The sequence below is a fragment of the Rickettsia endosymbiont of Halotydeus destructor genome (assembly GCF_049278075.1).
GTDB lineage: Bacteria > Pseudomonadota > Alphaproteobacteria > Rickettsiales > Rickettsiaceae > Rickettsia.
Map to the genome: position 1 here is coordinate 31,848 of NZ_JAPNPB010000005.1, position 16,053 is coordinate 47,900.

A 16,053-nucleotide genomic window follows, 5' to 3' on the forward strand; every position below is an offset into this window, starting at 1 on the left:
AAAATTCCACTCGTCATTGCGAGCGAAGCGAAGCAATCCAGCTATTTTTATTTAGATTGCCAAGTCGGGACTACGTCCCTTCTCGCAATGACGATAAGGCTGTTCTAAATTGCTGTACTTCCTTCGGTCGTTCGTAATGACGGATTTAGACATTATACTTTTGATTTTGTAACCAGTAAGGACCACAGGCAAAAAAATCTGCGTTAGTAAAATTCTTTTTACCGTAAGTAATTTCCTTACCGCTAGGGTCAAAAATATTACCTCCTCCCGCTTTAATTAAAGCATGACCGGCTGCTATGTCCCATTCCATGGTACGCCCAAATTTAGGATATATGTCAGCCTCTCCTTCTGCAATTAAGCACAATTTTATAGAACTTGCTATACTTTCTATTTTATTTATTAAATATTTCTCTAAAAAATCTGTAGTTGCTTTATTTGGATGACAGAAACTAATTACCGCATTAAAACCACTTTTCTTTAATTCTCTGTTGATCGGTATTTTTACTAAATTTTGCTCAATTTCTAAGTTACCGTTTGGGTCGGTATAATATAGTTTAGCATTTTCAGGCTGGTATATTAAGCCAATAGTCGGAATACCGTTTTTTATAAGCCCTATATTTATAGTGTAAGTATCTTTACCGCTTATATAACTTTTTGTCCCGTCAATCGGATCAACTAACCAAAATGTATCGCTACTTAATATCGGCAAAGGTTGTTCCTCACAAATTATCGTCACGCCCGGAGTTAAAGTTTGTAAATCTCGGTAAATAAGTTCGCTTATTTCTTTATCGGCGTTAGACACGGGAGAGTGATCGAGCTTATTCTCAACTATCAATCCTACTTTTTTGATATCTAAAGCAATTCGCCCCGCTTTAATTACTAAATCTTTTAAAGCGTTGATTAGATTATTATTCATAATATAGTCTTATCCACCCTGTTGTGGTTTTTTTAATAAACTCTCTGCTTCTTCATCTTCTACCCACTTATTAGTATTTAGAAGTATAGTTTGTTGCAATTTTGCTATTGTCTCATCAGGAGAACCTTCTATTTGTGACCAACCTAAATATTCTATACCATAATATTCTACATCAACCATCCTTAAGAAAGAATCTATATTTTTTAATTCTGCCTCGTTATTTTCAAAAATTACAATTTTAAGAGGGATAGAATCTATAATTTTTAAAAATTCAATAAGAGTTTGCACTTTGCTTGCATTACCGGTAAATAATATACCTTCATAAAAAACGGGCGCATTTCCATCATGATCGTCAAACCTAAACATTTCTTTATTGCTAATTTTATTTGTAAAATTAATATTAAATGCTTGTAGTTGACTATATTGCCACCCTTCATAATTATTAATTAAATTGTATACCGGCATTACTTTAGTAAAACCAAACACCTTCGCTCCTTGTGATTTCATTTTATTTATGAGGTTTGGCCAATTTTGTTCTACCAACATCATTTGCCTTTGCGTTATTAACGAAGCAATTGTCACATTAATTGCAGAATTAGACTTTGCTAAACTATTTAAGTTTTCAACAAATGCTATATAAGGATTATTATTATAACGAAATATTTTTGATCTCGGAGTAATAATAGTATTATTTATATTAACTAATACTAACGTATTAGCATCAATTTTCGGCAATAAATTTTTTATTGTTATGGAATCAATAGAATAAGTAGGAATTATTTGCCCGTTACTTATGAAAGGAATACATAGAAGAAATAATAATAAGTATAATTTATTGAGTTTTATCATAAGGATTTTTATTATTTTGCTTATTAGCTTTAGCTAATGGATTATTTCTTTGTACCTTATTTATCTTAATCACTAGGTCATTAAAAAATTTAGTATAAAATGCTAAATCTCTTTCATTGCGACTTTCTTTAGAAGTGCCGATATAATGATAACCTATATAATTGATATTAGAGCTGTAACTATTAAGCTGAGCCTCCACAGAACCTAGCAAGTCTTTATCACTACTAATTAGCATAAGAGTTTTTGGTATAAAATTTACTTCAATTAAAAAGCTGAGTATTAACGAACTTTGAGAGGTGTTATTACTACTTAATATACCTTTATAAAATACCGGATAAGTATTCTCAAAACTTTGTAAATTATTAAAGATGATATAGTTATTTTTAGAAAAACTACGGGAAAAATCAATATCAAAGTCTTTTTTTAAATAATCGGCTAACCATATTTCTAGTTTAGGAATATTATTGAAATTACCGGTAAAGCTATTATTGATGGCTATTATAGGTGTGCCGTTGTTATTAATTGTTTTTATAAAATTCGGTAAATCATGATCAAGTAACTCTTGCTTATAATCAACAAGAAGTAATTGATCCATATAAATTTCTTTTGACCGCGGTTTAATTTTTTGAAAAATGGGCAATATTTTAGAATAGTTATCCTGAGCAAATTCAGGCCTAGAGGGCAATAACGGGTTAAATATCAATTTTTCAAGTCCTATAACTACTAATATATCTTGCGGTAAATAGTCTTTATTATAAATTTCTATGAAATCCTGGTTTATTTTTTCCAGGCTCTCAACTTGAATAATTTCAGCTTGCGAAAAATGAGCACTTAGGAATATCAAAGCGATAAAACATTTTTTAATAGATAATTTTAATTTATATATTAACATAAATAATTACTTTTTAATGTCATTTCGTAAGGCATTTTAATGTTATAATATATGCGAGGCATGTTATACTATAAATTATAACAACGCAGAATACGATAATTATGATTTATAAAAATTCAGCTATTCTATCATTCAGTATATTTGCTAATTACCGAAAAAGCAACGCAAATAGGATAATCATGAGATATAGAAAGATGTATATTTACGGAAGTAAAACTCTTTAAGCAACGAGAAGCAATTTTAACAATAGGCTTACCGGAGCTATTGTTTAATAATATTATATCTTTAAAATTTATTCCTCTACCAATCCCGGTACCGAAAGCTTTACTAACAGCTTCCTTTGCAGCAAAATGTTTAGCTAAAAAACTGGGTTGTGCTTCCTCATCTAATGAAAAGAATTTTTGTAACTCAGTCGGTGCTAAAATTCGGTTAGCAAAAATCTCTTTATATAAAGAGAATATTTTTTCAATTCTAGGAATTTGCACTATATCTGTTCCAACTCCAACAATCATATACTACTCATAGTTTAAAATATGTTCTATGTCATTCCCGTGAAAACGGAAATTCAGAGAAAAATAGTCATCCTGAATTTATTTCAGGATCTTTTTCAATAGATGCTGAAACAAGTTCAGCATGACAAAAAAAGTCTGGATTCCCGTCTTCACGGGAATGACAGAGTTCTATCTGAGTATACTACTTCTTTTCATCTTCAAAACTATCTTCTTCAGTAAAGGTTTGATCATCCAAATCAGAATAATCTTCTCCTATATAAATATCCGATCCACCCGGAATATAGTCAAAATTTTCGTTCGTTTCTTCTATCTCACTATCACCATTATCGTAATTAATAGGTTCAACCCTACTTTTAGTACGTAAACGATTTATTAATTCTTCCTCTAAATGCGGTACCGATACCTGACCGGCAGCAATTTGACGTAATATACTTACGGTTGCTTTATCACGTTTGCCATCACTAGGGGTGGCTTCTCCTCGAGAATTTATATATTTAGCTCCCTGCGCAGCTAAGGCTACCAGCTTAAATTTATCCTTAACTTTTGGTGCACAATCTTCAACAGTAATCCTTGCCATACCTTAACTCCATTTATTAAATATTTATTATACTCTTATAATGTCTGCACCGCAATTATTTAGTTTTGCTTCAAGTGTTTGAAATCCACGATCTAAATGATAAATTCTATGAATTATTGTCTCTTCTGTAGTAGTAAGCCCTGCTAAAATCAGTGAAACTGATGCTCTAAGATCGCTTGCCATAACTTCTGCTCCCTTTAAAGCAGGCACTCCCCGCACTATTGCTTTATTACCGTGTACAGTAATATCTGCTCCCATTCTGCATAACTCAGGAATATGCATAAAACGATTTTCAAAAATATTTTCGGTAATTACGGAAACGCCATTACCAAGAGACATAAGGCTCATAAACTGAGCCTGCAAATCGGTTGAAAAACCTGGATACGGGTTAGTTTCAACATCTACCGAATTTAATTTATCCGTGTAAGTTACTTGTAACCCATTACTAACCGGCGTAACTTTTATTCCTGCTTCAATAAGTTTTAGAGCAATATTTTCAATAATATGGTAATCAATTCCGAGGATTTTTAAATCACCTTTAGTAATTGCCGCCGCAAACATATAAGTACCGGCCTCGATACGATCCGGCATTACTTTATAATTTGCTTTATTTAAAGAAACTTTACCATTAATAATTATTTCGCCAGTACCGATACCAGAAATATCGGCGCCCATTTTATTGAGACAATGACATAAATCAATAATTTCGGGTTCTTTTGCGCAATTAAAAAGTATAGTTTCTCCGTCGGCTAAAGTTGCAGCCATTATTGCATTAATCGTTGCTCCGACAGAAATTTTGTTAAAAGCAAAATGGGTAGCTTTTAAACGACCTTGGTTTGTTGCTTTTATATAGCCGTTCTCAATTTTAATTTTAGCCCCCATAGATTTTAAAACAGCAACATGTAAATCTACCTGCCGCGCGCCTATAGCACAACCGCCTGGTAAAGATACTTCTGCTTTTCCGTAGCGACTGAGTAACGGTCCAAGAACCCAAATAGAGGCTCGCATTTTACGAACTATATCATAGGAAGCCTTAAAATTATTGATGTTATTACAATTAATTGTTAATTCAAATTGATCAGGGTGCTCTACTATATCAATAATACTACCATGACTTTTCAATAACTCCTGCATAGTATATACATCAGTCAATTTGGGAACATTAGTGATATGTAGCTTATCGGTAAGTAAAGAAGCCGCCATAATAGGTAACACGGCATTTTTAGCACCGCTAATATTAATACTACCTTTAAGAGCTTTTCCTCCTCTAATTATTAATTTTTGCATAATATTGATTTTTAAGATTGTACATTTTTGCTGTAAAGCATTATTATGTGGATAGTTAAAATTAGCAGTATGTTATTCCTGCTGCTCTTTATGTCATTCCCGCGCAGGCGGGAATCCAGGCTTTTTATCATGCTGAACTTGTTTCAGTATCTATTAAAAAGATCCTGAAATAAATGAAGTAATGACTATTATTTTTCTGGATTCCCGCCTGCGCGGGAATGACATACCTCTAAGACCTAATAAGTTCTTTATAGTGTTTCGCCAAAACCTTTACCCCATACATCCAAACAATACACACAATAACAAAAACCACCATAAGCATTCCTGCTAGGTCGTTATGTACTGCATTTGGGAAAATACTAAAAGAAATAATTTGAATAATTGCTCCTATTGATTTACCTATTTTGGCTCCCATAACATCAACAGCAGCCTTACCTTTAGTTTTCATTTCGTTATCAAGAGGGATATAAGCCATCTCTTTTGTAGAGTCAAAAAGCGAGTATTTTACTCCTTTAGCTAGTACATGCCATAATCCGCCGATAAAAACCGTTACGATTAACGGCGAAACATAACCGAGCCCTAAAACAATATCTCCTAGATGATTCTCAAGCACTGTAAAAGAGAAAAACATAACTCCGGATATGAACATCATAACAGGCGTCGCGATAGCTCCCCAAAACCAACCAAATATCCTAATTAAACTACTGCCTAAAAAGGCGCTAATCAAAGTTAATATCCCTGTCCAAAATATTACTTCTCCTTGATAAGACATAAAGCTTTGCGCTGTCGGGTAAAGCTGTTTCGTTTTAGACATCCATAAGCCTTCAATCAAATTAATACTCATAGAATATGAGATCATTAATATACAAATAAGTCCTAAATATTTAGAAGTTAAAACTATTTTTGTACTATCTACTAGTCCCAATTTTAATATGTCGGTTCTTTTATTTTTAGATTTAATATTTTTATCCGACTCTACTATTTTAGAATCAATAAGTTTATGAAGCGCTAAACAGATTAATCCCGATAACAAAATAACTGTAGTGAAGGATTTTAAAAGAATTTCAGTTTTATCGCTTAAATGAGCAAATAACGGTAAAAAGAAATGATCGCCCTTAGCAAAATAGACTATTATTGTACCGGAAATTAACAAATTAGTTTGACCGAATAAAGTAAAAAAAGAATAAAATCGTGGCGCCTCTTCAACTTTGGTAATTTTATTTGCCAACTGCCAGTATAAAAGAGTAAAGACGATTACTGGCCATAATTCACCCATTATATAAAATAATACTAAACTCCATTGTCCCCAGATTACTATAAACCATTTTAAATGAGGCAATAACGTTATATAATGTTTAATTAATTCAGGATCGGGGTGAAAATATTCCCGGTAAGGAAATAAGATAAAAGCAAAAACGGCAAAAAAACCAAGAAAAACGCAAATTATTATTCTAAAAACCTGCTCCGTAGTCATGATATTACAGAGCTTGGAGTAAAGAATAACAAATAAAACTCCCATTGGCATCTCGCCCCAAAGTTTTATAAAGCTAATTACTTCAGAGCTAATTAGAGTAATAACCAAAGTATCTTTAATGCTACGTACTAAATTTTGATTAAGTAGAATAAAGAACATTAACAACGCCATTGGCGCGAATTTAGTTAATTCATACGATCTAATTGGCCATACAATATACCTAAATTTACTGTTTCTAACCTTATTCCAGAGTGTGAAATTAGAATTCACGGCATCCATTAATTACCTTTGAGCTTATTTTAAAGCAACCTAAATTATAAGAGAAATCCTGTCAAGATTTTTTAATATTTTTAAATCTTTGGATTAAAATTTAAATCGATTAACTACATTTTGCTATATTCTATTGATGCTCTAATAAAGTCAATAAATAAAGGATGAGGTTCAAATGGCTTAGATTTAAATTCTGGATGAAACTGAACTCCTACAAACCACATATGTGAAGGTATTTCAATTACTTCTACTAGTTTTTTATCTAAAGAAAAACCACTAAACTTAATTCCTATTTTTTTAAAACTATTTTTAAAATTATTATTAAATTTATAGCGATGACGATGTCTTTCATTAATTTTAAGAGTCTGATAGGCTTTAGCTACTAATGTATTTGCACATAGAATACAAGGAGTAGAACCAAGTTGCATAGTATTTTTTATATTGTCTTGTATAGGGGCGCTTTCATTTTCAAGTTTGTTTATTGCCTTTATAATTTTTGTGCCATTATTTGAAAATTCTTCTGAATTAGCATCTTTGATACCTAAAATATTGCGTGCTATTTCAATAAGAGCAAGCTGCATACCAAGACAAATACCTAAAAATGGTATATTATTAGTACGGGCATATTTGATTGCTAATATTTTTCCTTCTGTAGCTCGTGCTCCAAATCCGCCAGGCACTATAATTCCTACAGCTCCAAATAATTTTTTATGAATATTTTCCTCTTTTATATTATCGGAATTTATCCATATTAATCGGATTTTATGTTTATGATATATACCAGCATGATCAAGAGCTTCAATTACAGATTTATAAGCATCTTTTAATTTATGGTATTTAACAACCACAGCAATCGAAATTTGAGCGGTAGAATTTTTAAGGCACTCGATAATATTATACCATCTATCTAAATTAGGCAAAGAAGCATTAATACCAAAAAGTTTAAGAACTTTGTCATCTAGCCCCATATTGTGGTAAGCAATCGGTACTGCATAAATATTTTTTTGATCTATTGCCGGAATAACATATTCAACATCCAGATTACAAAATAAAGCTATTTTCTCCCTTTCTTTTTTATGAATATTTCGTTCTGCTCGACATAATAATATATCTGGAGAAATGCCTATAGAGCGAAGTTCTTTTACAGAATGCTGTGTTGGCTTTGTTTTGAGCTCACGAGCAGTAGCAACATAAGGTAGTAAGGTTAAATGAATAAAAAGCGTTTGTTTACTTTTTAACTCATTGCCTACTTGCCTTATAGCTTCAAAAAAAGGTAACCCTTCTATATCTCCGACGGTTCCTCCTATTTCACATAAAACAAAATCATAATTCTCAGTGCCAAGAGATATAAACTTTTTTATTATATTAGTAACATGAGGAATAACTTGAACCGTATGACCTAAATAACTACCTTCACGCTCTTTTTTGAGTAAGGAAGAATATATTGCGCCAGTAGTAATATTGTCCAATTTACAAGCAGAGATTCCGGTAAAACGCTCATAATGACCAAGATCTAAGTCTGTTTCTGCCCCGTCATTCGTAACATATACTTCTCCATGTTGATGGGGATTCATTGTACCAGGATCAATATTAAGATATGGATCCAATTTACGCAAACAAACTTTAAATCCTCTAGCTTGTAGTAACATAGCAAGTGAAGCAGAAGTTAAACCTTTCCCCAACGAAGAAACTACACCCCCTGTAATAAAAATAAAACGTACCATTAAATTATAACACTACTTTTCTTTGTTTCATAAAATTGTATAGCTTTTTTTAAATCTTCTTCCGTATCCACCGAAATAGGAATGTTATCAACTAGACATGTCCCAATACTCATGCCGTTTTCAAGCGCTCTTAGCTGCTCTAAACGTTCTGTTTTTTCCAATGATGTAGGCTCAAGTTTTACAAATCTTTCTAAAGAACTTTTTCGGAAAACATACAATCCTACATGGTATAAAAAATCCTTCGCACCGTTTGGAATTATACTGCGTGAGAAATATAACGCTTTACCTTTAAAATCCACTACTACATTTACATTACTGTGATCTTTTACAATATCAATACCGACTTTAACTACCGGTGTCATGATATCATAATCGCTTTTTTTTAGCTCTTCAATTGCTTTTATAATTGAACCAGGTTCAATAAAAGGCATATCTCCCTGAACATTAACAATGTAATTGATATTTGTGTTATCGGGAATTTGCTTAAAAGCTTTATATACTCGGTCAGTACCTGTAGGAATATCACTATCGGTAAATATTATTTTTCCTCCTAGCCTGGTAACTTTGTCAGCAATTTCCTGCGAATCAGTTGCAACATAAATATGCTCAAGATTTGTTTGCGCTACATTCGTAAATACACGCTCGATAATTGATAATGAACCGATAAGTCTTAAAGCTTTTTCAACTAGCCTAGTCGAGCCAAGCCTTGAAGGAATAATTATTGCGACGTCGGAATGCTGCATAAAAACACTATATTATTTGATTATTAAGGAAAATAATTGTTGACATACTAGCCTTTTTCCACGATAAAGTAAAACATAATTTGAATGTAGTTTTAGGTATTTTTACTTAAATTTTATATTCGAGCTCGTAGCTCAGTTGGTAGAGCACTTGACTTTTAATCAGGTTGTCCCGGGTTCGAGCCCCGGCGAGCTCACCATATTTTTAGTTGTCATATTTTAGTTATTTTATAAAATTAATCACCGAGTATACGTAAAGTATTTCAAGAATTGAATTTTATTTTGATGGGTGCCACTAAAATGAATAAATAGGCGCAGCTTATACTTAATAAGTGAGCATGTGAACCCCTGATAAAATGTAAAGAGCAATTATTGAAAGACAAGCAGTATACGGGTTTGTAGCTCAGTTGGTTAGAGCACACGCCTGATAAGCGTGAGGTCGGAAGTTCAAGTCTTCTCAAACCCACCATTTTGACTATCTGCTTTAGTCAATAATTTTTCCTCTTTCTTTCCTCTATTCCTGTTTATCATTTGTTATTTTATGATTTCTAAAAACATCATTGAGGAGTTACAAAATAATAAATTAACTCGTGACTGGCTTAAACTTGGCATAATATCTTTAGGGCTTGCCGGTTTATACTCGGTGATTTTAGTAATTCTTCGCACCCCTCAGCTATCTTGCTTCTTTCCAAATCCTGAAATTTTTAAATCTGCCTTAATTATCCATGTTAATTTATCGGTATTAGTTTGGCTATTATCTATCACGGCAAGTATTTGGAGTTATAGTATGTCATTCCCGCAAAAGCGGGAATCCAGGAAACTAGCAAAAAGTCATCCTGAATTTATTTCAGGATCTATTAATGAGATGCTGAAACAAGTTCAGCATGACGTTAGACTAGATTCCCGCTTTTGCGAGAATGACGTTGCTGTACTATCCCTAAACATCCACCCCAAACTTGCTTTCTTAGGCACCATGCTTATAGCTATTTCTCCGATAGCCGGACAAAATCCGGTAATGAATAATTATGTCCCGATGCTAGAGAATATTATATTTGTTTTAGGACTCGCTTTATTCGGCGTTGCAACATTATTATTTGCTCTAAACATCTTATATCTTTTTGATTGGAAAAATTGGACGAATTTAATGCGCTTTACCGTTTTATCCACGGCAATAATATTTATTTTAACTTGGCTATGCTTTACCTGCTCTTACTTCCAATTACAAAATGTTATCGAGGTCATTCCAATTGAAATAGAATTTTATTATGAACTGCTTTTTTGGAGTGGTGGGCATTTACTACAATTTATATATACGCAAATAGCAATATTTATTTGGGTTAGTTTGCTGCAAAAATTAGTGGGTCATGAATTAAAATTCCAAAAATTCTATTTTTTCTTACTTTGTTTAAATTTTATTTTTAGCGTGCTTATTGTCGCCGGACATTTTTTTTACGACATTATCGACGGTGAGTTTAAGGAATATTATACGAGTCATATGAAGTATTTTGGGGGAATTGCTCCTGTTGGCTGTTTAGTAGGGATGGTTTTAGAATTGTTTTTTCTGGATTCCCGCCTACGCGGGAATGACATAGAAACCGGGAATGACACAGAAGACAGGAGTGATAGCACTATCGCAAAAACAACTCTACTTTGCTCCGCTACTTTATTTTTGTTTGGGGGGTTAATTGCCATAAATATCTCCGGTATAAACGTGGTGATCCCCGCGCACTATCATGGTTCAATCGTTGGGATAAGCATAGCTTGTATGGGATATTGTTATTTGAGTATTGGGGTATGTCATAATGTACAATATGTCATTCCGTTGATCGCAGGAATCCAGGAAAAAACAAAGCAAGGCTGGATCCCGTGGGCAAGCCACGGGATGACATTTGCAATCTACCTCCTAACATTTGGACAAATTTTACATATTACAGGTCTGGCACTCGCCGGCGGTTACGGAGTTCTTCGCAAAGACCTAAATATGGAAATGGCTTTATCCGTCAAGCTATTAATGGGAATGATGGGAGGCGGTGGGCTTATTGCCATAGTAGGCGGCTTGATGTTTGTTTATATTTGTGGTAAAACTATCTTTTTTAGAAATAAATAGAATTATGACATTTGAAAAGCCGTCCGAAGAAGAAGCGCAAGAAGCAGTAAGAACATTATTAAAATTTATTGGTGAAGATCCAAACAGAGAAGGGTTACTTAAAACACCAAGCAGAGTAATTAATAGCTACAAGGAGATATTTTCCGGTTATGAAAAAGATATAGCTAAAATATTAAATACCAAATTTTACGATACTTGTAATTTTCAGGATTTTATCTCATTAGAAGGCATAAAATTTACCTCTTTTTGTGAACATCATATGTTACCTTTTAACGGTATGGTACATATAGCTTATATTCCTGATAATTGTATTGTCGGCATAAGTAAGTTAGCACGAATAGTAAATATTTTTGCTAGAAGGCTACAAATTCAAGAAAAAATGACAGTACAAATTGCTGAAAGCGTGCAAGATAATTTAAAACCACTCGGTGTTGCAGTTAAGATTTCGGCCTTACATAGCTGTATGTCAATGCGAGGAGTAATGCAAGATAATAGCATTATGAACACAATGCATTATACAGGGATATTTGCCGAGCAACAGAAATATCGCCATGAATTCCTTAACCTTACTTCAAAAAAGTAAAGTAAGGTTGTTTTACGTCATTGCGCGGAGATAGGGTTGCGTGGAGCCAAAGCGTTGCAAAAACACCGTCATTGTGAGAAGTTGCGATAGCAATGATGCGGCAATCTTATGATTAGATTACTTCGCTCCGCTCGCAATGACGAAGTTGTAGTTTTTTAGATTGCCACGCTCTTTTTAGTCGCTCGCAGTGATATTACCTTAAACTGTATATATTTCTTGCTTAATTCTACTAAAATTTTTAAAATCATCTTTTTATTTAGGAAAAACCATGACTGCACAGAATAATAAAATATCTTATGACGAAGTTCCATATTCACCGTTTTCTTTTGGTTATACTACACCTAACCATTTAAGAACTATCGGATTGTTGTTCGGATTAAATCCACCAAAGGTAGAAAAAGCGAGAATATTGGAAATGGGTTGCGGTGTTGGTAGCAATATGTTTAATTTTGCTGAAATGTACCCTAATTCTTATTCACTTGGGATTGACTTATCAAAAAAACAGATAGAGCAAGGTATTAAAGTAATTGAGAATTTAAAACTTAAAAATGTAGATTTAAAACATTTATCTATAATGGATTTAGATGAGTCTTACGGTAAATTTGACTATATAATTTGTCACGGCGTATTTTCTTGGGTACCAGACGAGGTAAAAGAAAAAATCCTTGAGGTTACTAACAAATTATTAAATCCAAATGGCATTGCATTTGTTAGTTACAATACTCTACCCGGCTGGAATATGCAAAAAACTATTAGGGAAATGATGATGTTCCACTCGGAAATTTTCCAGAATAATAATGATAAGTTACAACAAGCAAAATTACTATTAAGCTTTATTAACGAGTCATTAGGTAGCTCCTCTTCTTCCTATGCTAAATTTTTACAGGACGAAGCAAAAATTTTAGCTTTATATGATGATTCATATCTTTTACATGAATATTTAGGCGAAGAAAATACCGGGTTTTATTTTTATCAATTTATAGAAAAAGCACAAAAACATAAGCTTGCTTATCTTGGGGATACTTCTCCTGCTTCAATGTTTATCGGTAATTTACCGCCTAAAGCCGCGGAAAAATTACAAGGTGTTAATGATATCGTCCGCACCGAACAGTATATGGACTTTATCACTAATCGTAAATTCCGCTCTACTTTGCTATGTCATAATAACGTTCCTATAAATAGAAATATTGAATTTAATAAGTTAAAAAATTTCTATACCACTTTTAATATTAGACCGGTGACTAATCAACAAGATATTGATCTAACTAATGAACAAGAAAATATTGGCTTCTATTACGAAAATTCACGGGAACCTTTTATTTCTACTACTTCTCCAGTTATGAAAGCTATTTTATACGTATATAGTGAAAATATCGCAAATCCAATAAGTTTAGAGGAAGTTGCTAAAGCAGCATTTAAAAAGCTTGGAAAATTCCAATTACAGGATTTTTTAACAGCATTAGAAGCAAATTTTGTTAAATTTATATTTCAAGGTTTCATAAAAATATATGCTGAAAAGCCAAATGCTATAGCAAATATTGCCGCAAAACCGAAAGTTAGCGAATTTCTAAGATATCAGGTAAAATATGCACATATTAATTCAGCGAATAAACTCATAAGCGTGACAAATCGACTTAACGATATGATTGGTTTACAGATACAAGAAAAATATATTTTAGAGTTGCTAGACGGTACTAATACTATTGCGGATATTGAGCAAGCAATCCTGAAAAGATTTATCTCTAAAGAATTAACGGCTAACGATGAAAATGCAAAACCGGTAACGGATGAGAAATTACTTAAAGAATTTGTTAAGCACGTTGTTACGCTAACATTAGAAAAATTTAGAATTAATTATTTTTTGATTGGCTAGAGTTTGTATTTCAGAATTCTCATTGAAGAAAGGCATTGCTGCGTGGATACTCCAAGCGTCATTGCGAGCGACTAAAAGGAGCGCGGCAATCTTATGGAATTAGTTGGATTGCTTCGCTTCGCTCGCAATGACAGATGAGTATTGTAGATTGTCGGTGCTACGCATCTCCTCGCAATGATGGGGTAAGGCTGTGCTCCCGCTGGTCGATCGCAATGATGGAATAAAATCATTCTACCTAACAAAACCTTTCTAACGTGTTAATAAACTCTTTTTGCTGGGGGTACTGCCTTTACTTCATCTGTTAAAGTAGTAAGGGTTACCGGCTTATAGTCAAGAGTTATTTTGCCTGATTCGTCAATCCACGCCAGCGTATGTTTCATCCACTCTACGTCATTACGATCAGGGTAATCCTCTCTTGCATGTGCGCCGCGGCTTTCTTTTCTATTGGCAGCGGAGTGTACAGTAACTGCTGCCTGATCAAGTAAATTGTCTAGTTCAAGAGCCTCGACTAGATCACTATTCCAAATCAGGGATTTATCACTAACTGTAATATCTGTATATTGTGCTTTTGTCTGATCAATTAGCTGCACTCCTTCATCCAGGACCTCCTGAGTTCTGAATACCGATGCGTGGCTTTGCATGGCCCTTTGCATTTTAAGCCTTAAGTCAGCAACGGGGATAGGACCTTCACTATGCCGAATTTTATCAAATCTGCTTATTATTTTGTCTAATATTTCATCTGCAAGCGGTTTATGAGAAGCAGCTGGCTTGATAAGCTCCGCTGCCTTTAAAGCGGCGGCTCTTCCAAATACTACCAAGTCAAGTAAAGAATTTGACCCCAAGCGGTTTGCACCATGTACCGATACGCAAGCTGCTTCGCCGATAGCCATAAGTCCGTTAACAATTTTATTATGGTTTTCGCCGTCCTTAATTATTACTTGACCGTGATAGTTAGTCGGTATACCGCCCATATTATAATGCACTGTCGGTAAGACTGGAATCGGATCACGATTTACATCGACGCCGGCAAAAATTTTAGCAGTTTCTGAAATACCAGGAAGACGACTATGTAAAATTTCAGGAGATAAATGATTTAAATGTAAAAATACATGATCTTTATGTTCGCCGACTCCTCGCCCTTCCCGAATCTCTATCGTCATCGCTCTTGATACTACATCTCTTGAAGCAAGGTCTTTTGCGGATGGTGCGTATCGTTCCATAAATCTTTCGCCGTTAGCGTTTACTAAATATCCGCCTTCGCCTCTGGCACCTTCAGTAATTAAACAACCGGCCGAATAAATACCTGTCGGATGGAACTGTACAAATTCCATATCCTGCAACGGCAGGCCACTTCTGATTGCCATACCGCCGCCATCACCGGTGCAGGTATGAGCAGAGGTTGCTGAAAAATAAGCGCGCCCATACCCGCCGGTAGCTAATACTACGGTATGAGCATGGAAACAGTGTAAACTGCCATCATCAAGATTCCAGGCAACTAATCCCTTGCATTCGCCATTTTCCATTAGCAAATCAATAGCAAAATACTCAACAAAAAATTGTACTTTATGTTTTAGAGATTGCTGATATAAAGTATGAAGTATGGCATGACCCGTGCGATCCGCTGCTGCGCAAGTTCTTTGTGCTGCCTTACCTTTGCCATATTCCGTGGTCATGCCGCCGAAAGGACGCTGATAAATTTTACCTTCACCAGTTCTTGAAAACGGTACTCCATAATGTTCTAACTCTAAAATCGCATCGGCAGCATTTTTGCACATATATTCAATAGCATCCTGATCACCCAACCAATCAGAGCCTTTAATTGTATCATACATATGCCAACGCCAATCATCCTCTCCCATATTGCCAAGGGCAGCACTAATCCCGCCTTGCGCTGCTACTGTATGGCTACGAGTCGGGAATACTTTAGTAACGCAAGCGGTGTTTAAGCCTTCCTTTGCCATGCCGAACGCCGCTCTAAGACCTGCTCCGCCAGCCCCGACTACTACTACGTCGAATTTATGATGAGTTATATTATACGATTTTGTCATTAAGTTAATTTTTTAAGAATTGATATATTTGTCTTATTCTATGTCATCCCCGCAAAAGCGGGAATCCAGAAAAATACTTTTAAGTCATCCTGAACTTTATTTTAGAATATTTTTCAATAGATGTAACCAAACTTGTTCAGGTAGGACAAAGAAAAGTCTGGATTCCCGCCTGCGCGGGAATGGCATTAAATATCTTATATT

13 protein-coding genes and 2 tRNA genes are annotated in these 16,053 nt (G+C 34.2%); 5 read left to right on the top strand and 10 right to left on the bottom strand.

Annotated elements, in window-relative coordinates; all coding sequences use genetic code 11:
* Positions 1 to 145: 145 nt before the first annotated feature.
* From OTR29_RS05275 to OTR29_RS05315, 9 genes are all read right to left on the bottom strand, one after another.
* Complete coding sequence (locus tag OTR29_RS05275) at positions 146 to 916, bottom strand: 3'(2'),5'-bisphosphate nucleotidase CysQ family protein (RefSeq protein WP_422229735.1); 771 nt, start codon at positions 914 to 916, stop codon at positions 146 to 148.
* A 9-nt stretch (positions 917 to 925) separates the two neighbouring features.
* Positions 926 to 1,765 carry a DUF2608 domain-containing protein gene (locus OTR29_RS05280; RefSeq protein ID WP_422229737.1) on the bottom strand — a complete coding sequence of 280 codons (840 nt, stop codon included), beginning with the start codon at positions 1,763 to 1,765 and terminating at the stop codon, positions 926 to 928.
* Positions 1,749 to 2,657, bottom strand: coding sequence for a DUF2608 domain-containing protein (locus tag OTR29_RS05285; RefSeq protein WP_422229739.1), 909 nt, complete (start codon positions 2,655 to 2,657; stop codon positions 1,749 to 1,751). Before OTR29_RS05285 ends, OTR29_RS05280 begins: the two co-directional genes overlap by 17 nt.
* Before the next feature lie 128 nt (positions 2,658 to 2,785).
* The gene (acpS, locus tag OTR29_RS05290; protein ID WP_422229741.1) at positions 2,786 to 3,169 is read right to left on the bottom strand and encodes a holo-ACP synthase; all 384 of its coding nucleotides are present in this window, start codon (positions 3,167 to 3,169) and stop codon (positions 2,786 to 2,788) included.
* Positions 3,170 to 3,350: 181 nt separating this feature from the next.
* Complete coding sequence (gene rpoZ, locus OTR29_RS05295) at positions 3,351 to 3,746, bottom strand: DNA-directed RNA polymerase subunit omega (RefSeq protein ID WP_422229743.1); 396 nt, start codon at positions 3,744 to 3,746, stop codon at positions 3,351 to 3,353.
* A 27-nt stretch (positions 3,747 to 3,773) separates the two neighbouring features.
* Complete coding sequence (gene murA, locus OTR29_RS05300; protein WP_422229745.1) at positions 3,774 to 5,033, bottom strand: UDP-N-acetylglucosamine 1-carboxyvinyltransferase; 1,260 nt, start codon at positions 5,031 to 5,033, stop codon at positions 3,774 to 3,776.
* Positions 5,034 to 5,262: 229 nt separating this feature from the next.
* Positions 5,263 to 6,786 (bottom strand): nucleotide exchange transporter Tlc2, encoded by a 1,524-nt coding sequence (gene tlc2, locus OTR29_RS05305; RefSeq protein WP_422229747.1) that lies wholly within the window; start codon positions 6,784 to 6,786, stop codon positions 5,263 to 5,265.
* A gap of 104 nt (positions 6,787 to 6,890) precedes the next feature.
* Positions 6,891 to 8,501 (bottom strand): CTP synthase, encoded by a 1,611-nt coding sequence (locus tag OTR29_RS05310; RefSeq protein ID WP_422229749.1) that lies wholly within the window; start codon positions 8,499 to 8,501, stop codon positions 6,891 to 6,893.
* Positions 8,501 to 9,244, bottom strand: a complete 744-nt coding sequence (locus OTR29_RS05315; protein WP_422229750.1) for a 3-deoxy-manno-octulosonate cytidylyltransferase — start codon at positions 9,242 to 9,244, stop codon at positions 8,501 to 8,503. Before OTR29_RS05315 ends, OTR29_RS05310 begins: the two co-directional genes overlap by 1 nt.
* Positions 9,245 to 9,365: 121 nt before the next feature.
* Here OTR29_RS05315 and OTR29_RS05320 point away from each other — a divergent pair.
* From OTR29_RS05320 to OTR29_RS05340, 5 genes are all read left to right on the top strand, one after another.
* A tRNA-Lys gene (locus OTR29_RS05320) sits at positions 9,366 to 9,441 on the top strand.
* Positions 9,442 to 9,633: 192 nt separating this feature from the next.
* Positions 9,634 to 9,710, top strand: a tRNA-Ile gene (locus OTR29_RS05325).
* A gap of 72 nt (positions 9,711 to 9,782) precedes the next feature.
* The gene (locus OTR29_RS05330; protein ID WP_422229752.1) at positions 9,783 to 11,348 is read left to right on the top strand and encodes a hypothetical protein; all 1,566 of its coding nucleotides are present in this window, start codon (positions 9,783 to 9,785) and stop codon (positions 11,346 to 11,348) included.
* Between the two features lie 4 nt (positions 11,349 to 11,352).
* Positions 11,353 to 11,931: a GTP cyclohydrolase I FolE gene (folE, locus tag OTR29_RS05335; RefSeq protein ID WP_422229754.1), complete on the top strand. Its 579-nt coding sequence runs from the start codon at positions 11,353 to 11,355 to the stop codon at positions 11,929 to 11,931.
* A 268-nt stretch (positions 11,932 to 12,199) separates the two neighbouring features.
* Complete coding sequence (locus OTR29_RS05340; RefSeq protein WP_422229756.1) at positions 12,200 to 13,804, top strand: class I SAM-dependent methyltransferase; 1,605 nt, start codon at positions 12,200 to 12,202, stop codon at positions 13,802 to 13,804.
* A 257-nt stretch (positions 13,805 to 14,061) separates the two neighbouring features.
* Here OTR29_RS05340 and sdhA read toward each other — a convergent pair whose 3' ends face one another.
* Positions 14,062 to 15,852, bottom strand: a complete 1,791-nt coding sequence (gene sdhA / locus OTR29_RS05345; RefSeq protein ID WP_422229758.1) for a succinate dehydrogenase flavoprotein subunit — start codon at positions 15,850 to 15,852, stop codon at positions 14,062 to 14,064.
* Positions 15,853 to 16,053: the final 201 nt, after the last annotated feature.